The following is a 20,135-nucleotide window of genomic DNA, read 5'->3' as shown; positions in this document are numbered from 1 at the left end:
TTTTTCTCCCTCCGTTCCATGTCCCGCCGCAACGCCGCCGAGAAGCGCCCGGTTCTCCCGGATCCTCAGTTCAACAGCCGTCTGGCCTCGATGATCGTGGCCCGGCTGATGAAGCACGGCAAGAAGTCCACGGCCCAGCGCATCCTTTCCGATGCCTTCACCCTGATCAACGAGCGCACCGGCGCCGATCCCCTCGACCTGTTCGAGACGGCGGTCCGCAATGCCACCCCCCTGGTGGAGGTGCGGGCCCGTCGGGTCGGCGGCGCCACCTATCAGGTGCCGATGGAAGTGCGTCAGGAGCGGGGCACCGCCATGGCGCTGCGCTGGCTGGTCAACTTCTCCCGCGCCCGCAACGGCCGGAGCATGGCCCAGAAACTGGCCGGGGAGCTGATGGACGCGGCCAACGAGGCCGGCAGTGCCGTCCGCAAGCGGGAGGAAACCCACAAGATGGCCGAGGCCAACAAGGCTTTCGCCCACTACCGCTACTGAGCGACCCCGGGAACCGGATCCCTGGGCTGATCCGGTTCCCCCAGACCTGAGCCATCACCGGTCTGTAGAGTTACGCCCGCTTTTCGTCGACCCACCCCCGGAGAACTTTCCCGTGGCCCGCGCCTATCCCCTGGAACGCGTCAGAAATATCGGTATCGCCGCTCACATTGACGCGGGCAAGACCACCACGACCGAACGGATTCTGTTTTATTCCGGCGTGGTCCACAAGATGGGCGAGGTGCACGATGGCGCCGCCGTCACCGACTGGATGGAGCAGGAACGCGAGCGGGGGATCACCATCACCGCCGCCGCCATCTCCACTAGCTGGAAGGACAACCGGATCAACATCATCGACACCCCCGGCCACGTCGATTTCACGATCGAGGTGGAGCGCTCGATGCGCGTCCTCGATGGTGTGGTCGCCGTGTTCTGTGCCGTTGGCGGCGTCCAGCCCCAGTCGGAAACCGTCTGGCGCCAGGCCGATCGCTACAACGTGCCCCGGATCGTGTTCGTCAACAAGATGGACCGGACCGGCGCCAACTTCCTGAAGGTCTACGACCAGATCAAGGATCGCCTCAAGGCCAACGCCGTGCCGATCCAGTTGCCGATCGGTGCCGAGGGCGACCTCAAGGGCATCATCGACCTGGTGCGCAACAAGGCGATCATCTACACCAATGACCTCGGCACCGACATCCTCGAAGAGGAGATCCCCGCCGACATGCAGGACGAGGCTGCGGAGTGGCGCCAGAAGCTGATGGAGTCGGTGGCCGAAACCGACGAAGAGCTGATCGAATCCTTCCTTGAGAACGGAGAGCTCACCCAGGAGCAGCTGATGCGTGGCATCCGCCTCGGGGTGCTGCATCACGGCATGGTCCCGATCCTCTGCGGCTCCGCCTTCAAGAACAAGGGCGTCCAGCTGGTGCTCGATGCGGTGGTCGACTACCTGCCCGCCCCCGTCGATGTGCCGCCGATCCATGGCCTGCTGGCCGACGGCAGCGAAGCCACCCGTGCCTGCGACGACAGCGCCCCCTTCAGTGCCCTGGCCTTCAAGGTCATGGCCGACCCCTACGGCAAGCTCACCTTCGTCCGCATGTACAGCGGTGTGCTGCAGAAGGGCAGCTACGTGCTCAACTCCACCAAGGACAAGAAGGAGCGCATCTCCCGCCTGATCCTGCTCAAGGCCGACGAGCGCGAAGAAGTGGACGAGCTCCGGGCCGGTGACCTGGGCGCCGTTCTTGGCCTCAAGGACACCACCACGGGCGACACCCTCTGCGTCGACTCCGATCCGATCATTCTGGAATCCCTGTTCATCCCCGAACCGGTGATCTCCGTGGCCGTGGAACCCAAGACCAAGGGCGACATGGAGAAACTCGGCAAGGCGCTGCAGTCCCTCTCTGAGGAAGACCCCACCTTCCGGGTCTCCACCGATCCGGAAACCAACCAGACCGTGATCGCCGGCATGGGCGAACTGCACCTGGAGATCCTGGTCGACCGCATGCTGCGGGAGTTCAAGGTGGAGGCCAACATCGGTGCCCCCCAGGTGTCCTACCGGGAAACCATCCGCGGCAGCGCCAAGGGTGAGGGCAAGTTCGCCCGCCAGACGGGAGGCAAGGGCCAGTACGGCCACGTGGTGATCGAAATGCAGCCCGGCGAGCCGGGTTCAGGGTTCGAGTTCGTCAACAAGATTGTTGGCGGCATCGTTCCCAAGGAGTACATCGGTCCGGCGGAAGCCGGCATGAAGGAAACCTGCCAGTCCGGTGTGATTGCCGGTTTCCCCATGATCGATGTCCGGGTCACCATGGTGGACGGCTCCTATCACGACGTCGACTCTTCGGAGATGGCGTTCAAGATCGCCGGTTCCTTGGCCTTCAAGGACGGCGTCAAGAAGTGCAATCCCGTGCTTCTTGAGCCGATGATGAAGGTTGAGGTCGAGGTCCCCGAGGATTACCTCGGTTCGGTCATCGGCGACCTTTCCTCTCGCCGCGGCCAGGTCGAAGGACAGTCCGTCGACAACGGACAGTCCAAAGTCCAGTCCAAGGTGCCTCTGGCCGAGATGTTCGGCTACGCCACCCAGCTCCGATCCATGACCCAGGGTCGGGGTATTTTCTCGATGGAGTTCAGCCATTACGAGGAAGTTCCTCGCAATGTGGCTGAAGCCATCATTTCCAAGAATCAGGGCAATTCCTGATCTTTCTTTCCATCCAACCCACCCCCCCGATTCTTTCCTTCCATGGCACGCGAGAAGTTCGAGAGGAACAAGCCTCACGTCAACATCGGCACCATCGGTCACGTTGACCACGGCAAGACCACCCTCACCGCCGCCATCACCAACGTGCTGGCGTCCCAGGGCATGGCCAAGGCCCAGGCCTACGACGAGATCGATGGCGCCCCTGAAGAGAAGGAGCGGGGGATCACCATCAACACGGCCCACGTCGAGTACGAGACCGAGAACCGTCACTACGCCCACGTGGACTGCCCCGGCCACGCGGACTACGTCAAGAACATGATCACCGGTGCCGCCCAGATGGACGGCGCCATCCTGGTGGTGGCCGCCACCGACGGCCCCATGGCCCAGACCAAGGAGCACATCCTCCTAGCCAAGCAGGTGGGCGTGCCCGCCCTGGTGGTGTTCCTCAACAAGAAGGACATGGTCGACGACGAGGAAATCCTCGAGCTCGTCGAACTGGAGATGCGTGAGCTGCTGAGCAGCTACGACTTCCCCGGCGACGACATCCCCGTGATCGCCGGCTCCGCCCTCAAGGCCCTCGAGTACATCCAGGCTGGCAAGAAGGCCGTGCGCGGTGAGGATGAGTGGGTCGACAAGATCCTCGACCTCATGGATGCGGTCGACGAGTCCATCCCCGAGCCCGAGCGTGAGATCGACAAGCCCTTCCTGATGGCCGTCGAAGACGTCTTCTCGATCACCGGTCGGGGCACCGTCGCCACCGGTCGTATCGAGCGCGGCAAGGTGAAGGTGGGCGAGACCGTCCAGATCGTCGGCATCCGCGACACCCGGGAAACCACCGTCACCGGCGTGGAGATGTTCCGCAAGCTGCTCGACGAGGGCATGGCGGGCGACAACGTCGGCCTGCTGCTGCGCGGCATCCAGAAGGAGGACATCGAGCGCGGCATGGTGCTGGTGAAGCCCAACTCCATCAAGCCCCACACCAAGTTCGAGGGTGAGGTCTACGTGCTCAAGAAGGAGGAAGGCGGCCGCCACACCCCCTTCTTCGCCGGCTACCGCCCGCAGTTCTACATCCGCACCACCGACGTGACCGGCCAGATCACGGCCTTCACCGCTGACGACGGCACCAACGTGGAAATGGTGATGCCCGGCGACCGCATCAAGATGTCCGCCGAGCTGATCTGCCCGGTCGCCATCGAGCAGGGCATGCGCTTCGCCATCCGCGAAGGCGGCCGCACCATCGGTGCCGGCGTCGTGTCCAAGATCGTTCTGTGAGGCTGATCTAGCCTTTTCGGGGGAGTCTCACCACGGTGGGGCTCCCCCTTCCGGAACCGTTGGTTCCGTCCGCACCTCGACAACCCGTTTCCACGGCCTACGGCCGCCCTTCGCCCGCGTTTCCCCTCCGATGACCGCCTCCATCCCCCAGCAGAAGATCCGCATCCGCCTGAAGGCCTTCGATCGCCGCATGCTGGATCTGTCCTGCGAAAAGATCATCGAAACCGCCGATCACACCGCTGCCACGGCCATCGGTCCCATCCCCCTGCCCACCAAGCGCAAGATCTACTGCGTGCTGCGCTCGCCTCACGTCGACAAGGATTCCCGTGAGCACTTCGAGACCCGCACCCATCGCCGCATCATCGATATCTACAGCCCCAGTTCCAAGACCATCGACGCCCTGATGAAGCTCGACCTGCCGAGCGGTGTGGACATCGAAGTCAAGCTCTGATGCCGATGGGCTCAACGGGGCTTCGACGGACTGGTCGCTCTCTCTAGGATCGCGACACACCCCGAGTTGCCCTGGTTGATCCTTTCGCTGCCGACCTCCGATCGCCCCTTCCCCCCTGCCGCCAGCGGCATCCTGCTCCCGTGACTGATCTGGCCGTCAGGGAGCTGCCCCTGTTCCCCCTCCCCGATGTGGTGCTCTTCCCCCAGGAAGTGCTGCCGCTCCACATCTTCGAGCCGCGCTACCGCATGATGCTGCGCACGGCGATGTCGGAGGACAGGCGCTTCGGGGTGGTGCGCTGGGATCCCCAGAGCAAGAAGATGGCGGAAGTGGGCTGCTGTGCCGAGATCCTCCACTGCCAGGTGCAGGACGACGACCGCAGCAACATCGTCACCATGGGCCAGCAGCGCTTCCGGGTGCTCGACATCGTGCGCGACACCCCGTTCCGGGTCGGCATGGTCAGCTGGATCGAGGACACGGTGAGCGAAAGCCACGAGGAGCTCGAGACCCTCACCAGCGACGTGACCCGGGCCCTGCGGGACGTGGTCGATCTCACCGGCAAGCTGATCGGCAAGCCTTCCTCCCTGCCCGCCGATCTGCCCGATCTGCCGCGGGAGCTCTCCTTCTGGATCGGTGCCCACCTCGGCGGGCCGGTGGCCGACCACCAGCAAGCCCTGCTCGAGATCACCGACACCGGTGAGCGGCTGCGCCAGGAATTCGAACTGCTCGACCAGACCCGGCGCCAGCTGGCGGCCCGCACGGTCCTCAAGGACACCTTCTCCACCCTCGGCGACGGCAGCAGCGAGACCTGAGCCATGCCGAGCCTTCTTCCGGGCGGCGCCCTGCTGCCCCTCCTCCTGACGGGGGGTGCCCTGGCGACCCTCCTGGCTGCCCTGCTGTGGCAGCGCCGCTCCCGGGCCTACCTGTCTCCGGCCAGCGTCGCCGCCGCCTACGACCGCTGGACGGACGACCGTCTGCTGGAGCGGCTCTGGGGCGAGCACGTGCACCTGGGCCACTACGGCGATCCGCCGGGTGGCCGGGATTTCCGAGCCGCCAAGGCCGCCTTCGTCCACGAGCTGGTGCGCTGGAGCGGCCTCGACCGTCTGCCCCCCGGCAGCCGGGTGCTGGATGTGGGCTGCGGCATCGGCGGCAGCGCCCGCATCCTGGCCCGCGACTATGGCTTCGAGGTGCTGGGCATCAGCATCAGCCCGGCCCAGATCGCCCGGGCCCGGGAGCTCACACCGGCCGACCTGCCGAACTGCCGCTTCGCCGTGATGGATGCCCTGGCCCTGGAGCTGCCGGACGGAGGCCCCGACACGGGCTTCGATGCGGTCTGGAGTGTCGAAGCCGGCCCCCACATGCCCGACAAGCAGCGCTACGCCGATGAGATGCTGCGCGTGCTCCGGCCAGGTGGCGCTCTGGCGGTGGCCGACTGGAACCGCCGCGACCCGAGCGTCGCCCCCATGAACCGGCTGGAGCGCTGGGTGATGCGCCAGCTGCTCGACCAGTGGGCGCACCCGGAGTTCGCCAGCATCCCCTCCCTGAAGAGGAATCTGGAAACCAGCCCCTGGAACCGGGGCCTGCCGATCAGCACCGGCGACTGGACCGTGGCCACCCTGCCCTCCTGGGTGGATTCGATCCTCGAAGGCGTGCGTCGCCCCGGGGCGGTGCTGGGGCTGGGCCCCCGGGCCGTGATCCAGGGGCTGCGGGAGACCCCGACGCTGCTGCTGATGGACTGGGCCTTCCGCAACGGGCTGATGCAGTTCGGCGTCTTCCGCGGACCGGTGCCCGGGCCGGGCTGACTCAGTCGGCCTTCTCCTCGGCGGCAAGGTTGGTGAGGGGATAGGCCCCGAACAGGGCCAGGTGCTCGCAGAGGGGGGTGAGGTCGGCGATCGCCCCGTCCAGGGGAGCGGCGCCCTCGGGGAGCTCGAGATCGACGAAGAAGATGTATTCGCCCATCTCCCGCTTGGAGGGACGGGATTCGATCCGGCTCATGTTCAGCCCCTGGCGGGCGAAGCAGCCGAGCGACTCCAGCAGGGCACCGGGCTGGTTGGAATGGAGCGAGAACGCCAGGCTGGCGTAGGGGCCCTGGTGGGAGCGCTCGCCGCGACGCAGCAGCAGGAAGCGGGTGCAGTTGCCCGGCACATCGTTGATGGGGTGGGCCAGCACCTCCAGGCCATGCTCGGCGGCGGCCTCCAGGGAGGCGATGGCGCCCCGGAAGCGGCTGCCCCGCACCAGCCGGGCCGCCTCGGCGGTGGAGCTGGTGGGCAGTTGCAGGGCCTGGGGCAGGTGTTCCCCCAGCCACAGGCTGCACTGGGCCAGGGCCTGGGGATGGGAGAGCACCTCACTGATGGCGTCGAGGGGGCCACTGCCCACCAGGGCGTGGCGGATGGGCAGCACCAACGCCCGGGCCACCGCCAGGTCGGGGTGTTCCCAGAGGGCATCGAGGCAGCTGGTGACGCCCCCCTCGACGGAGTTCTCCACCGGCACCACCGCCAGATCGCAGTCGCCGTCGGCCAGGGCCCGGATCACGGCGCGGATGCCCTGCTGGGGGACGAAGTCCACCGCCTCGAGGCCCTCGAGGGCCGCCAGTCGCTGCGCCGCCTGCTCACCGTAGGTGCCGACGGGACCGAGAAAGGCAAGACGCATGGCGGTGGGACGCTCTGGGGTGATCGGTAGGATCATGGCCTGCCGGCCCGCAGGCCATGTCCCTGGCCTTCAGCGCCAGTCAGCAACTCGACCTTCCGGTGGCCAGCGAGGCGGATCGCCTGCCCGCCTACCTCGACGATGAGCAGCGGGTCGTGCAGGCCCTGCTCGACCCCACCCAGCTCGAACCCCTCGGCCCCGGCCGCTACCGCTACACGGTGAGCCAGGTGAGGGTGTTCCAGCTGAAGATCCAGCCGGTGGTGGAGCTGCAGGTGGTGCGTCGCCATGGCCGGCTGGAGCTGGAGGCCCTCGACTGCCAACTCGAAGGGCTCGGACTGGTGGAGGACTTCCGCCTCGGGCTCTGCTCCTGGCTGGCCGCGGCCGACGGCGGCCTGACCGGTGAGGCCAGCCTCTCGGTGACGGTGAGCCGCCCCACCCTGCTGAAGCTGATCCCCCCCAAGGTGCTGGAGGCCACGGGCCGCTCGGTGCTCGGCGGCATCCTGCTGGGCATCAGGACCCGGGTGAGTCAGCAGCTGCTGGGGGATTTCCAGCACTGGTGCCGATCGACCTGAGAAAGCTGCGGCGGTGCAGGGCCGTGGGTCCCAGCCGCTGGATCGCCTCCCGGTGCTGGCGGGTTCCGTAGCCGGCGTGGCGCTCCAGGCCGTAACCGGGGTGGCGCAGCGCCAGGCGCCGCAGCAGGGCATCCCGCTCCTGCTTGGCGAGCACGCTGGCGGCGGCGATCGCGGCGCAGCGACCATCCCCGCCCACCAGGGTGGACTGGGGGCCGGACCAGCCCCGCAGGGGCAGGACCCCATCCACCAGCAGCAGCCGGGGCGGGCGGGCCAGCCGTTGCAGGGCCCGCAGCATCGCCCATTCGGTGGCCTGGCGCACCCCCCAGCGATCGATCTCGCCGGCGCTCGCCTGCCCCAGGGCCCAGGCCAGGGCATGGTGGCGCAGCACGGGAACCAGGGCCTCGCGGCGCCGGGCGCTGAGCTTCTTGCTGTCGTTCAGGCCCGCCGTCGCCAGGGGTGCCAGGGCCGTGGCCGGCAGCACCACCGCCGCCGCGAACACCGGGCCGAACAGGCTGCCCCGGCCGACCTCGTCCACCCCGGCACAGTCGCCGGGGTCCAGTCCCCCCCAGACGTCTGTATCGGGGCGCCCGAGGGCAGCAGGGGCCGGGCGCCCTCGGGCGTCGCGGCCGGGGCGATCAGCCAGCGGCGGAGGAGCGGCGGCGGCGGCGGCGGGGTTCACCCGCGTCGGCGCCAGCGGCCTCGGCCGCGGGAACCGCGGCGGCAGCCACCACGGGAACCGGAGCCGCCGTCGCCGCCGGGGCCGGCACCGCCGTCGAAATGGATCGACTGGGGGAGCGGCGACTGGGTACGGCCACGGACACCGGCTCGGAGGGGACGGAGCTGGGCAGGGGCTCGAACGGGGCCGGCGTGATCTCGAAGATGGGGATCGCCTCCGAGACCGGGGATTCGAAGGCCCCGGAGACAGCGGGGGATTCGGTAACGTCGGGCGCGTCGGCCATGCCGTTGGCGTCGGCGGTGCCATTCGCGTCGGCCAAGCCATTGCGACCCTCACCGTTGCGGCCGCGCCGCCGGCGACGGGAGCCGCTGGCGGCCAGCTGCTGTCGGGCTTCCTCCAGGACGGCCTCGGGGTCGGCGTCGGGGCGCACCACACGCACCATCAGGCTGTCGCCGGTGGGGAGCGGATCCAGCAGCAAGGCCGGACTCAGACCCATCCAGCCGAAGACCAGTTCCTGTTCGGGATCCATCGGCACGGCCAGCACCTCGGGCTCCTGACGGCGCTGCGGGGCGTCGCTGGCGGGGCTCTCCTGGGCCGCCGGCAGGACGACGGCGCTGCCGTTGCCGCCACCCTCGCCGTAGCCACCCAGGCTGGGGGTCTCGGCCCCGTCGGAGCCGCGGCCACCGCGGCCGCCACGGCGGCGCCGGCCGCCACCGCCGGACTCGCCGGCACCGGTGGAGGGGCTGGCCACTTCGGCCCGGGCCGAGGCCGCCGAGCGCACCAGGCCGGAGACCGTGGCCAGGGGCTGGAGGGTGTCCTTGCCGGGCAGCACGGCCACGTGGCCGAGGCCGCCACAGCTGGGGCAGGCCCGGCCGAAGAGTTCGTAGATGTTCTGGCCCTGGCGTTTGCGGGTCAGCTCCACCAGACCGAGCTCGGTGAGCTGGGCGATCTGGGGGCGGGCCGTGTCGTCCCGGGAGGCCTGGGTGAAGTGCTCCAGCAGCTGCAGCTGGTCGCGCCGGGACTCCATGTCGATGAAGTCGATGATCACGACGCCGCCGATGTTGCGCAGCTTGAGCTGGCGGGCGATCTCCACCGCCGCCTCGCAGTTGGTCCAGAGCACCGTCTCGCGGGCGTTGGCCGAGCGGGTGAACGAACCGGAGTTGACGTCGATCACCGTGAGCGCCTCGGTGGGCTCGATGATCACGTAGCCGCCGGAGGGGAGATCCACCCGGGGCTTGAGGGCATCGCGGATGGCGGCGTTGACCCGGTAGTGCTCGAGGATCTCGGTGGGTTCACCGTGGTGCTCCACCAGGAGGTTGGCCTGGTCGGCGCCGAGGAAGGCGTTGACGCGGGCCACCGCATCGGCGCTGTCGACCACCACCCGCAGCACATCGGGGCTGTAGAGGTCGCGCAGCACCCGATGGATGAAGTCCTCATCGCGGTTGAGGAGCACCGGCGGCGAGGCCGTCTCGGCCGCCTGCTGGATCGATTCCCACTGGCGCAGCAGGGCCTCGAGGTCGTCGATCAGCATCTCCTCGCTGACGTCCTCGGCCTCGGTGCGGATCAGCAGGCCGGCGCCGGGGGGCTTGATCAGCACGCCAAGGGCCCGCAGCCGGTTGCGCTCGTTCTCGCCGTTGATGCGCCGGGAGATGCTGACCCCCTGGCCGTGGGGCTGGAGCACCAGGAAACGTCCCGGCAGGGAGAGGTTGCCGGTGAGGCGCGGACCCTTGGTGCCCGTGGGCTCCTTCATCACCTGGACGAGCACCTTCTGGCGGGGCTCGAGCAGCTCGGTGATGCCGGCGCCCCCCTTCTTCAGGCGCAGGGGACCCAGATCGGTGATGTGGATGAAGCCGTTCTTCTCGCTTTCACCGATGTTGACGAAGGCGGCATCGATCCCGGGCAACACGTTCTCGACGGTTCCGAGGTAGACGTCACCGATCTGATAACGACCCTGGGCGACGATCAGTTCATCGACGCGTTCGTCGTTGAGCACTGCGGCGATCCGCAACTGCTCAGCGATGACGATCTGCTGGGGCATGGAAGAGATGGTGGGCTCAGTGGAGCCCTGCCGGGGGGCAGGTGGGGGAAGGAATCGGGCGGCGACCGTGGCGGTCGCTCAGCCACTGGAGAGGATCAGGCCGGACCCCGGAAACAAGGGAATCGGCTGGTTGCCTGGTCTGGCCCCCAGAAGCCAAGGGGCCCGGAGGGGAGCAGTGATGTCGTCGGGCCGGCAGCGTGACGGAAGGAATGACGTTCCTTCCCGATGCAAAGCAACGAAGACCGAACCAAGCAATGTTGACTTTGATAGCGCTTTCGCCGAGGAGCTTCTAGAAAGCGTCCCTGATGCAGAAGCGTCTGGGCGGGGGAGGAAGAAGGGAGGGAACCCCGCTATTCCTGTCTCCGTCTAGGGCGAACTTAGCATGCGTCCAGCCGGAGGCAACGGCGCTGGACCGGACCGAGCACCAGCGGCTGGCCGAGGCCGGTGCTCAGCCAGTGGCGCAGATGGTCCGGCCGCAGGCTGCGGCCCTGGGGATCCACGGCGGCCTCCAGATCCAGCACCTGGTCCGCCCCGGACGGGCCTTCGGGGGGCACCAGGCGGAGGTCTAGCAGATAAGGGCGACACTCCCGCTCCCTTGGGCGCCCCTTCTTGTCCTGGTCCTGCCAGGGCAGGCTGGTGGCCGCCAGCAGCGCGGCGACCGCCGCCGCCCAGCGCTCAGGCGTCAGTGAAGCCTGAGCCGGTGCCGCCGGATCGGGGGCCGCCTGATCAGGGGGAGCCTGCTGGGGGGCTGGCCGCAGGGTGAACCGCCACTCGGCGGAACGGATCTGCTGGGCCAGGCCGGGGGTCGCCAGGGGCACCGCCTGCACCGACAGCAGCAGCAGTTCAGGGCTGAGCTCCGCCTGCAGACGCTCCCGGGCCGTCTCGGGGTCGACCGGGGCGGCGAAGTCCAGGTCGAGCCACTCGTGCAGGCCCTCCACCCCCAGGGGCAAAGGGAGTGCCACCTGCAGCCGCGGCAGGGGATGGAAGCCGCCCGTGAAGCTCACCGGCAGGCCGCTGCGGCGCAGGGCCCGCTCCATCAGCCGCAGGATGTCGAGATGGCTGATCAGGGCCAGGGAGCCGGTCTTGGCGAAGGCGAAGCGCAGCCGGCAGACCCGCTCGCTGGCCGGCGCCCGCGGCGGCAGCGGCGACGGCACGGGGGGCGGCGGGATCACCACGTTGTGCCCCAGTTCCGGACCGCAGACCCCGCAGCTGCTGCAGCCCTCGAAGGAGCAGTCCGGCACCACGGCGGCCGCCAGGGCCCGGCCCAGGTCCTCCGCCAGCCAGGCCTTGTCGACCCCGGAATCGATGTGGTCCCAGGGCAGGGGCTGGCGGCAGAAGGCCTCCAGGTCGCCGGTGGCGAAGGCCTCCGCCGCGCTCCAGCCGCCCATCTCCAGGGCCCGGTAGGAGCCCCCCAGGCCAGCCGCCTCGATGGCGCCGGTCCAGGCGGCATGGGTGCGCTCGGCCGATTCGAACCAGGCATCCAGCCCCGCCCCGGCCCGCCAGGCCGCCTCGATCACCGGCGCCAGCCGCCGGTCGCCGCGGCCGACGAAGTCCTCCACCGCCGACAGCCGCACGTCGGTGTAATTGGTCTTGATGCCCCGCAGGGGCCGCAGGGCGTCGCGCAGCAGCTGCTGCCGGCGCCGGAATTCCGCCGTCGACACGCTGTGCCACTGGAACGGCGTGTGGGGCTTGGGGGTGAAATTGCTGATCGTGAGGTTGAGCTGCAGCCGGCCCAGATCACGGCATTGCTGCTGCAGCGCCCGGCAGGTGTCGACGATCCCGAGCACGTCGGCGTCGGTCTCGCCCGGCAGGCCGATCATGAAATAGAGCTTCACGCGGTTGTAGCCGTTCTCCATGGCGGTGCGGATGCCGCGCAGCAGTTCCGCATCCGTGAGTCCCTTGTTGACGATGTCCCGCAGGCGCTGGGTGCCGGCCTCGGGGGCGAAGGTGAGCCCGGCCCGGCGGGTGCCGCCGAGGATGTGGGCAATGGAATTGTCGAAGCGGTCGACCCGCTGGCTGGGCAGGGTGAGGCTGACGTTGTGTTCCGCCAGCCGGTTGCGCAGCTCCACCCCCACCGCCGGCAGGGAGAGGTAATCGCTGCAGCTGAGCGACAGCAGCGAGAAGTCGCTGTAGCCGGTGCGGAGCATGCCCTCCTCCACCGCCTCGATGACCGCCTCGGGTTCCACGTCCCGGGCCGGGCGGGTCAGCATCCCCGGCTGGCAGAAGCGGCAGCCGCGGGTGCAGCCGCGGCGGATCTCCACCGTGAGCCGGTCGTGGACCGTCTCGATGTGGGGCACCAGGCCCATGGCGTAGTGGGGCATGGGGGTGGCGGTGCGCCGCTGGATCCGGGGCGCCAGGCCCGGCTCCAGCGGCAGCAGGCTCACGCCGTCGGGCCCGGGGGCGTACATGGAGGGCACATAGACCCCGGGCACCTCGGCCAGGTCCCGCAGCAGGGCCCGGCGGCCCAGGCCGGCGGCCCGCCCCTCGGCCACCACCAGGCCGATCTCGGGCAGCAGTTCCTCCCCGTCCCCCAGGGCGAGGAAATCGAAGAAGGGCGCGAAGGGTTCGGGATTGCCCGTGGCGGTGGGGCCGCCGGCAAAGATCAGGGGAGGGGACGCCGGGTCGTCCAGGGGCAGGTCGCCCCGGTCGGCGGCGCGGATCGGGATGCCCGCCAGATCCAGCATCTCCAGGATGTTGGTGCCGCCGAGCTCGTAGCTGAGGCTGAAGCCGAGGATGTCGAAAGCGGTCAGGGGCCGGTGGCTTTCCACCGCGAACAGGGGCGCCCCCCGCTCCCGCAGCCGGGCCGCCAGATCGGGCGCCGGCAGGTAGGCCCGATCGCACAGCTGGCCCGGAACGGCATTGAGGATCGCGTAGAGCAGCACGTGGCCGAGGTTGCTGGCGCCGACCTCGTAAACCTCCGGGTAGGTGAGCGCCCAGCGGACCCGGGCCGCCGACCAGTCGCGGGGCTCCACCCCCCGCTCATTGCCGAGGTAGCGGGCGGGCCGGGCGATGCCGCCGTCGACCAGCTCAGCGAAGGCGACGGGGGCGTCGGCCGTCGCGGCGGCGGTGGCGAAGGTCACGGCGGAGACCGGCGGGCTGCGACCCGAGCGTAGGCAGGCCGGCCCGCGCCATAGGAAGATGCCGCCTGGCCCCGCCGCACGCCTCCCGCTTCCCACCCATGGTTCAGGTCAACGACAGCTACCTCCGGCTCAAGGCGGGCTACCTGTTCCCCGAGATCGCCCGACGCGTCAAAGCGTTCACGGAGGCCCATCCCGAAGCGGCCGTGATCCGGCTGGGCATCGGCGACGTCACCGAACCCCTGCCGGCGGCCTGCCGGGAGGCGATGCAGCGGGCGATCGAGGCCATGGGCACCCGGGAGGGCTTCCACGGCTACGGCCCCGAGCAGGGCTACGCCTGGCTGCGGGAGGCGATCGCCCGCCACGACTTCCAGGCCCGCGGCTGCGAGGTGAGCGCCGAGGAGATCTTCATCTCCGACGGCTCCAAGTGCGACAGCAGCAACATCCTCGACATCCTCGGGGCCGGCAACCGCATCGCCGTCACCGATCCGGTCTATCCGGTGTATGTGGACAGCAACGTGATGGCGGGCCGCACCGGCGACGCCGACGGGGGCGGCCGCTACGGGGGCCTCACCTACCTGCCGATCACGGCGGCCAACGGCTTCGTGGCCCCGCTGCCGGAGCAGCCGGTCGACCTCATCTACCTCTGCTTCCCCAACAACCCCACCGGCGCGGTCGCCACCCGGGAGCAGCTGAAGCAGTGGGTCGACTACGCCCTGGCCCACAACGCCCTGATCCTGTTCGACGCCGCCTACGAGGCGTTCATCTCCGATCCGGAGCTGCCCCACTCCATCTACGAGATCGAAGGGGCACGGCGCTGCGCGATCGAGTTCCGCTCCTTCTCCAAGAACGCCGGCTTCACCGGCACCCGCTGCGCCCTCACCGTGGTGCCCCGGGGCCTCACCGGCACCACGGCCGCCGGTGAGGCGGTGGAACTGTGGGGCCTCTGGAACCGGCGCCAGAGCACCAAGTTCAACGGGGTGAGCTACATCGTGCAGCGGGGCGCCGAGGCCGTGTACTCGCCGGAAGGACAGGAGCAGGTGCGGGCCCTGATCAGCTTCTACATGGAGAACGCGGCCACCATCCGCCGTGAACTGGAGGCCGCCGGCCTGCAGGTGTACGGCGGCCAGCAGGCCCCCTACGTGTGGATCAAGACCCCCGACGGGCTGGATTCCTGGGGCTTCTTCGACCACCTGCTGAACCAGGCCCATGTGGTGGGCACCCCCGGCAGCGGCTTCGGCGCGGCGGGCGAGGGCTATTTCCGCCTCTCCGCCTTCAACTCCCGCGCCAACGTGGACGAGGCGATGCGCCGGATCCGGGCTCTTTAGAGTTGGCCACTGTCAGGACCGGAGCGGCCATGCCCATGACCATCCCGCCCTTTGCCACCGCCTCCACCACCCCGGCGGCCACCGAAACCCCCTCCCGTTCGCCGGGGGGGGCTGCCGTGATCGAGAAGGCGCCGGAGCGGGTGCGCAAGACCTCACCCCGCTACAAGGTGCTGCTTCACAACGACCCCGTGAACAGCATGGAGTACGTGGTGAACACCCTGCGCCAGGTGGTGCCCTCCCTGAGTGAGCAGGATGCCATCGCCGTGATGCTGGAGGCCCACAACACCGGGGTGGGACTGGTGATCGTCTGCGACCTGGAGCCGGCGGAGTTCTACTGCGAAACCCTCAAGGCCAAGGGCCTCACCAGCACGATCGAGCCGGAGAACTGAGTGGGCCCCCGCTGGAGCGGCACCCTGCTCTACGTGCCGCTGCTCTACGGCCTCGGCTGGCTGCTGGTGCGTCCCCTGGGCGGCCTCGCTCCGGGTCTGCGCCCCGATCAGGTGGATCTGGCGGGGGCGGTGGTGGCCCTGGTGCTGCTGCTGCTGACCCTGCCGCTGCGGTTGCGCCGGGCCTGGGGGGAAACCCATCCGTGGCGCGCCCTGGGAGTGTTGGCCCCGCTGCCCGTGGTGCTGGGGGCCTTCGGGCGGGGTCTGCTTCGGACCCTGGCGCTGCTGGCTCTGGTGGTGGGCGCCCTGCTGGCCTCGGGCAGCGCCCGCTGGATCGGGCCGGCCGGCCTGGACGGGGGCGAGTTGCTCAACGCCCTGGCCCTGGTGGCGGGCGTGGGCTTCGCGGAGGAACTGGTGTTCCGCGGCTGGCTGTGGGGTGAACTGCAGCACCAGATGGCCCCCAGGGGGGCGCTGCTGCTGCAGGCGGCCGTCTTCGCCCTCGTCCACCCCTGGAGTCAGCCCGGCGGAATGGGGGCGGTGGGCCTGCTGGGCGGGCTGCTGCTGCTGGGACTGAATCTGGCCCTGGTGCGCAGGGACGATGGCGGGGTGCTCTGGGGGGCGGTCGGCCTGCACGGCGGACTGGTGGGGGGCTGGTTCGCCCTGCAGGCGGGCCTGCTGGAGCTGGTGCCGGGCGCCCCCCCATGGATCGCCGGGCCGGGCGGCAGCCAACCCAACCCCATCGGGGGCCTGGTGGGGTGGATCGGGCTTGGTGGGCTGCTGGTGCTGCGGGGGTACCTCAAGCCGCGGTCTCGGGCGGATGGGATGCCGACGTCCGAGGGGTGAAGCCCCCTCAGCGCTGATTGCCGCCCACCAAAGCCGCGGTGGGCCTAGAGGACAAAGTCGGCGGCGATGAAGGTCTGCAACCCATTCACCTGGATGGTGAATTCCGCTCCAGTGGCTCCTGTGGTGTTGCCCTCAACGAAGGTGTTGGTGCCGTCCTGGACGAAACGTAACTGACCCACAGCGGTGAACGCTGCATTGCCGATGAAGGTGAAGTTCTGGTTGCCACCCGCACCGGTGTTCGCGTCAATTTCATTGACATTGATCAGATCACCCCCGGCAACTCCAGCTCCTTCAAAGGACGTGATGATGTCACGGGTTGCAGCCGTTGTGCCCGATTCATCGCTCGAGAAGTATCGGAAGGAGTCATTCCCCGAGCCACCTGTCAAGAGATCGGCCCCGAGGCCACCGATCAAAGTGTCGTCTCCACCGCCACCATCAATCGTATCGTTGTTGGCACCACCATCAAGAATATTGGCCACAGTGCTACCCGTGAGGGAATCAGCACCTGCACCTGACCGCACATACTCAATTTCTGCGATTGAGGCAAACCCACTTGCACTTCCGAGGGCAAGATTGACGGTGACAGCAGCCGTTGTTGTTTCGTAAGCCAGCAGGTCAGCCGGGCCTCTGCCAAGGTTGGCCGTCACTGACTCCACATTGGTGACTGAACCACCTTCAAAGCCTGTAATGGAGACTCCGTCAAAGACGACTGTGAGAGTCTGATTACCCGAACCTGAGGTGAGCACCAGGGCATCGGTGTCAGCGCCGCCATCCACCGCATCGACACCATCGGCATCGACGGTGTAATTGATGGTGTCATTTCCAGCGCCACCGCGGACGGTGTCGTTACCGGTTCCGCCGGTCATGGTGTCGTTGCCCCCACCCCCCAGCAGAACGTCGGCGAGGTCACCGGTGGAAATCGAATCATTGCCGTCATCACCGCTCACCCAGTCGGTGAAGCCGGCGACAAGGGTGAGCGTGTCATTGCCCTGCCCACCGGCGGTGAGCTTCGTGAAGGACGCACCGTTGACGATGCTGGTCCCGGTCAGGCTGATGGACTTGTTGGTCCCAGGGTCGACGTATTTCAGGGCAAGGCCCGGTCCGCTGAAGACGTTCGTGCCGGCCAGGACTGGGAGCACCCCGACGGTGGGGCCATTGACACGAAGGCCGAAGCCATTGGCAATGGTCGAAAACGTGTTCGAGGTCAGCGTGATGGGCCTGCTGACGTCATAGAGATCAAGATAGGAGCCGTTCTCGAAGGTATTGCCGCTCAGCGTCGCTGCCACATTGGCGAGGATATTGCCCGTGGGGCGCACCACGGTCTGGTTCTCGGAGCGGGTGAAGGTATTGCCGGAGATCTGAACCGAACCGGCGGCAAAGGAACCCGTGAAGTTGAGGATGTTGAAGCTGCTCAGGAAACCGGCCTCATCAAAGAGGCTGTCGCGGATGAGAAGGCTGCCGCTGTTGTTCCAGCTGTGCAGGAAAGCGGAGCCACCCGCGCCGGTCAGGGGATTGAATCCGGACTGCCCCTTCACCCTGACCGCGACATCGTCCAGGGTCAGATCCGCCGTGATCGGGGACAGGGCCGAAAACGAGGTCAACGACATGTAGAGGTTGCCGTTGCCGTTCCAGCCGGTGTGGTTGCCGGTGAAGGTGACACCGCGCACCAGAAACGCCCCAGAGGTGGCCCGCAGCAGGGCGCCGCCATCGGAGAGGCCACCGGAGGTGTACTCCAGGGTGAGGTTCTCGACGCTGCCGGGACCGAAGGCCCCGTCCACATTCCTCTGGAAGATGCGGGTGTCCTTGACGATGGTGCCCGCCTCGGAAGTGCCGGTCACGGCATAGCCGGAGGCCTGGACGACCCCAGGGACGGAGGTCTGCTTGGCCAGGGACCGGACGGAGGCGTAGGTGCCATCCGCCAGAAGGATGGTGTCCCCTGCCGCCGCCGCATTGATCGCCTCACGGAGGGTGGGGATTCCGGAGGGGGTGACGTTTCTGGTGGCCATGCTGGGGAAGCGCTTGGGGGAGCCTTGGGTGGAAGAGGCCTGCAGGGCAGGCGCCTGCGACCGCGGCTAGGCCGCTTGAGTGGTGAGTTTACTGTAAATACCTTAAAATTCTCTAATAGCAGCCTATTTGCGGCAATCGTGACAGGTTTCGGGCTGCTCGCTGCTCAGAGCGTCGCCGTGGCCAGGGCCCGGCGCCCCTCCACCGGCGCCCGCAACGCCTGATCCAGGGGAGCCACGCCGTACTCCCTCTCCAGCAGGTCCATCACGGTGCGGCCGAAGTCGGCCGGGTTGCGCTCGAAGGCCTCCAGGCAGATCCGGCCGAACACCTGACCCATCGGTTCCGGGTTCCAGAGCAGCTTGCGGGCCGTCCAGGGCATCAGGCTCATGGGGTCGTAGCCCGGCTTGAGCATCCCCTGGTCGAAGGCGTACTGCTCCAGGTGGGTGTGGGGCTGGAGGCCGATGAAGAAGATCGCCGGCTCCACCGACCTGGCGCCGAAGATGCTCTCCAGTTCCCGGTGATAGGCGATCGTCTGGCGGATGGTCTCCGGCCGTTCATCGATCACGTTGAACGAATAGTTGACGGAGACATGCTCACGGAAGCCGGCCGCCGCCAGCATCCGGCAGTTCTCCAGCACCGTGCGCAGGTTGTAGCCCATGCGCATCTTGCGCACGAGCTCCTGGGACCCCGAGGTGATGCCGATCTCGAAGTAACTCATCCCCGTGGCCACCATCAGCTCGGCCAGCTCGGCGTCGAGATTGTCGGCGCGGATGTAGGCCGCCCAGCGGATGTCCGTGAGGCCCTCCGCCTGAATGGCCCGCAACAGGTCCTTGGCGTCGTCGATGTAGCGCCGGGCCGGGATGAACTGGGCATCGGTGAACCAGAAGCCACGCACGCCACGGTCGTAGAGCTGGCGCATCTCGCGCACCACCTCGGCGATCGAGTTGACGCGCACGGCCTTGCCCTCCACCACGGTGTAGACGCAGTAGCAGCAGTTGTGGGGGCAGCCGCGCTTGGTCTGGACCCCGACGTAGAAGTCACCACCGTCGAGGTACCAGTTCAGCTGGGGCCAGATCGATTCGATGTAGGCGTAGTCGCAGGCCGTCTTCTCCAGGCCCGCCGGCTGCTCGTGGATCAGGCCAGGACGGGGCGCCTCGCCCACCACGTAGCAGCGTTCGCCCGTGAGGGACTGGCCACGGATCAGCTTCTCCAGCAGCCCTTCCCCCTCCCCCACCGACACCACGGAGCCCGTGGGCAGGCCACGGCCCAGCTGCTCGTAGAAGACGCTCACCGCCCCGCCGCCGATGACCACCCGGGCCCCGGGGTTGTGGCGGCGGGCGCGCCGCAGCCCCCGGCGCACCAGCCGCAGGTTCCGCCACAGCTCGCCGTAATAGGAGCCCATCAGCCGCAACCCGCCGATCGCCCCCCGCAGGCGCTTGAGGGGGCTGGCGGAATAGAACACCTCAAAGGAGTTCTGGAGCGGATTGCCGCCCCGGCCATCGACCGGGGCGTAGATCTGGATGTCCCGCCAGGAGAACACCAGCAGGGTGGGCCGGAACTGGTCGACCACCTCCAGGAGCACGCGCTGCACATCGAGCAGGGGCACCGCCGCCAGATCCAGGATCCGCTGGGGCAGGGCGGGAAAGCACTTGTGCAGGTGATCGGCCAGGTAGATCGGGCCGATCGGGAAGATCGGATTGCAGGGCAGCCGCACGAGCAGCACCCGTTGATCGCTCACGGCTGACGCGGCTCGAGGGGGTCTCTGGACGCTAACAAGCGCGCCCGGGCCGCCGGTGGGCGGCTGGCTTACCGGGGGCGGGAGGTCCCAGGGGAGGGGGCCGGGGGAGGCGCGCCGGGGAGCAAAGGTTTTCTTCATGAAGGCGGCCCTCACACTCCGCAACACACTGTTACAGTGCTGCGGGGACGGGATTCCGCCCCCATCTCCTTCCACCGGCCCGGCGTTTCGACGCCAGCGCTCGGTGACTTCCTTCTACGCACTCATGACCGCCACTCTCCAGCAGCGCTCCGGCGCTTCGGTGTGGAACCAGTTCTGTGAGTGGGTCACCTCCACCAACAACCGTCTCTACGTCGGTTGGTTCGGTGTGCTGATGATCCCCACCCTGCTGGCCGCCACCATCTGCTTCATCGTCGCCTTCATCGCGGCGCCC

Annotated in this window: 16 protein-coding genes; 10 read left to right on the top strand and 6 right to left on the bottom strand. The window is 68.3% G+C overall.

Features of this window, described 5'->3' with window-relative positions; all coding sequences use genetic code 11:
- The first annotated feature begins 18 nt into the window (after positions 1-18).
- From rpsG to KUG38_RS08760, 6 genes are all read left to right on the top strand, one after another.
- A complete protein-coding gene (gene rpsG / locus KUG38_RS08785) occupies positions 19-489 on the top strand; it encodes a 30S ribosomal protein S7 (protein ID WP_015109449.1) in 471 nt (156 codons plus the stop codon).
- Positions 490-601: 112 nt separating this feature from the next.
- A complete protein-coding gene (gene fusA, locus KUG38_RS08780; RefSeq protein WP_094585986.1) occupies positions 602-2,677 on the top strand; it encodes an elongation factor G in 2,076 nt (691 codons plus the stop codon).
- A gap of 42 nt (positions 2,678-2,719) precedes the next feature.
- Positions 2,720-3,949, top strand: coding sequence for an elongation factor Tu (gene tuf, locus KUG38_RS08775; RefSeq protein WP_216920720.1), 1,230 nt, complete (start codon positions 2,720-2,722; stop codon positions 3,947-3,949).
- A gap of 130 nt (positions 3,950-4,079) precedes the next feature.
- Positions 4,080-4,400: a 30S ribosomal protein S10 gene (gene rpsJ / locus KUG38_RS08770; protein WP_015109452.1), complete on the top strand. Its 321-nt coding sequence runs from the start codon at positions 4,080-4,082 to the stop codon at positions 4,398-4,400.
- 140 nt (positions 4,401-4,540) lie between these two features.
- A complete protein-coding gene (locus KUG38_RS08765) occupies positions 4,541-5,209 on the top strand; it encodes an LON peptidase substrate-binding domain-containing protein (protein ID WP_094585984.1) in 669 nt (222 codons plus the stop codon).
- Positions 5,210-5,212: 3 nt separating this feature from the next.
- The gene (locus KUG38_RS08760) at positions 5,213-6,199 is read left to right on the top strand and encodes a methyltransferase domain-containing protein (protein WP_216920719.1); all 987 of its coding nucleotides are present in this window, start codon (positions 5,213-5,215) and stop codon (positions 6,197-6,199) included.
- A gap of 1 nt (position 6,200) precedes the next feature.
- Here the strand turns inward: KUG38_RS08760 and pheA are convergent, their stop codons facing one another.
- Positions 6,201-7,046 carry a prephenate dehydratase gene (gene pheA / locus KUG38_RS08755; RefSeq protein ID WP_216920718.1) on the bottom strand — a complete coding sequence of 282 codons (846 nt, stop codon included), beginning with the start codon at positions 7,044-7,046 and terminating at the stop codon, positions 6,201-6,203.
- Positions 7,047-7,102: 56 nt separating this feature from the next.
- On the opposite strand from pheA, the gene KUG38_RS08750 reads away from it, so the two are divergent.
- Positions 7,103-7,615, top strand: a complete 513-nt coding sequence (locus KUG38_RS08750) for a DUF1997 domain-containing protein (RefSeq protein ID WP_094585981.1) — start codon at positions 7,103-7,105, stop codon at positions 7,613-7,615.
- Here the strand turns inward: KUG38_RS08750 and KUG38_RS08745 are convergent.
- The 3 genes from KUG38_RS08745 to KUG38_RS08735 form a co-directional block, all read right to left on the bottom strand.
- Positions 7,554-8,174, bottom strand: coding sequence for a ribonuclease HII (locus tag KUG38_RS08745; RefSeq protein ID WP_216920760.1), 621 nt, complete (start codon positions 8,172-8,174; stop codon positions 7,554-7,556). The two genes, KUG38_RS08750 and KUG38_RS08745, sit on opposite strands and share 62 nt — an antisense overlap.
- 76 nt (positions 8,175-8,250) lie before the next feature.
- On the bottom strand, positions 8,251-10,329 hold the full coding sequence (locus tag KUG38_RS08740; RefSeq protein ID WP_216920717.1) for an Rne/Rng family ribonuclease: 2,079 nt from the start codon (positions 10,327-10,329) through the stop codon (positions 8,251-8,253).
- A 377-nt stretch (positions 10,330-10,706) separates the two neighbouring features.
- On the bottom strand, positions 10,707-13,409 hold the full coding sequence (locus tag KUG38_RS08735) for a TIGR03960 family B12-binding radical SAM protein (protein ID WP_216920715.1): 2,703 nt from the start codon (positions 13,407-13,409) through the stop codon (positions 10,707-10,709).
- A gap of 98 nt (positions 13,410-13,507) precedes the next feature.
- Here KUG38_RS08735 and KUG38_RS08730 point away from each other — a divergent pair, with 98 nt between their 5' ends.
- Genes KUG38_RS08730 through KUG38_RS08720 form a run of 3 tightly spaced genes read left to right on the top strand, consistent with a single transcriptional unit; the run spans position 13,508 to position 15,963 of the window.
- Positions 13,508-14,734, top strand: a complete 1,227-nt coding sequence (locus KUG38_RS08730) for an LL-diaminopimelate aminotransferase (protein ID WP_216920713.1) — start codon at positions 13,508-13,510, stop codon at positions 14,732-14,734.
- A gap of 29 nt (positions 14,735-14,763) precedes the next feature.
- Positions 14,764-15,123 (top strand): ATP-dependent Clp protease adapter ClpS, encoded by a 360-nt coding sequence (clpS, locus tag KUG38_RS08725; RefSeq protein ID WP_190611481.1) that lies wholly within the window; start codon positions 14,764-14,766, stop codon positions 15,121-15,123.
- Positions 15,124-15,963, top strand: a complete 840-nt coding sequence (locus KUG38_RS08720; RefSeq protein ID WP_216920711.1) for a CPBP family intramembrane glutamic endopeptidase — start codon at positions 15,124-15,126, stop codon at positions 15,961-15,963.
- Between the two features lie 44 nt (positions 15,964-16,007).
- Here KUG38_RS08720 and KUG38_RS08715 read toward each other — a convergent pair whose 3' ends face one another.
- Entirely contained in the window at positions 16,008-17,969 is a 1,962-nt protein-coding gene (locus tag KUG38_RS08715; protein ID WP_216920709.1) for a beta strand repeat-containing protein, read from the bottom strand.
- Positions 17,970-18,133: 164 nt separating this feature from the next.
- On the bottom strand, positions 18,134-19,705 hold the full coding sequence (locus KUG38_RS08710) for a photosystem II high light acclimation radical SAM protein (protein ID WP_216920707.1): 1,572 nt from the start codon (positions 19,703-19,705) through the stop codon (positions 18,134-18,136).
- Between the last annotated feature and the right edge of the window lie 430 nt (positions 19,706-20,135).

The sequence above is a fragment of the Synechococcus sp. CCAP 1479/9 genome (assembly GCF_019038535.1).
Lineage (GTDB): Bacteria > Cyanobacteriota > Cyanobacteriia > PCC-6307 > Cyanobiaceae > Cyanobium.
This window is presented reverse-complemented; position numbering and strand designations above follow the sequence as displayed.

Coding starts and splice junctions, on each gene's coding strand:
- rpsG (WP_015109449.1), top strand. CDS start 19: ATGTCCCGCCGCAACGCCGCCGAGAAGCGCCCGGTTCTCCCGGATCCT.
- tuf (WP_216920720.1), top strand. CDS start 2,720: ATGGCACGCGAGAAGTTCGAGAGGAACAAGCCTCACGTCAACATCGGC.
- rpsJ (WP_015109452.1), top strand. CDS start 4,080: ATGACCGCCTCCATCCCCCAGCAGAAGATCCGCATCCGCCTGAAGGCC.
- KUG38_RS08760 (WP_216920719.1), top strand. CDS start 5,213: ATGCCGAGCCTTCTTCCGGGCGGCGCCCTGCTGCCCCTCCTCCTGACG.
- pheA (WP_216920718.1), bottom strand. CDS start 7,046: ATGCGTCTTGCCTTTCTCGGTCCCGTCGGCACCTACGGTGAGCAGGCG.
- KUG38_RS08750 (WP_094585981.1), top strand. CDS start 7,103: ATGTCCCTGGCCTTCAGCGCCAGTCAGCAACTCGACCTTCCGGTGGCC.
- KUG38_RS08740 (WP_216920717.1), bottom strand. CDS start 10,329: ATGCCCCAGCAGATCGTCATCGCTGAGCAGTTGCGGATCGCCGCAGTG.
- KUG38_RS08730 (WP_216920713.1), top strand. CDS start 13,508: ATGGTTCAGGTCAACGACAGCTACCTCCGGCTCAAGGCGGGCTACCTG.
- clpS (WP_190611481.1), top strand. CDS start 14,764: ATGCCCATGACCATCCCGCCCTTTGCCACCGCCTCCACCACCCCGGCG.
- KUG38_RS08715 (WP_216920709.1), bottom strand. CDS start 17,969: ATGGCCACCAGAAACGTCACCCCCTCCGGAATCCCCACCCTCCGTGAG.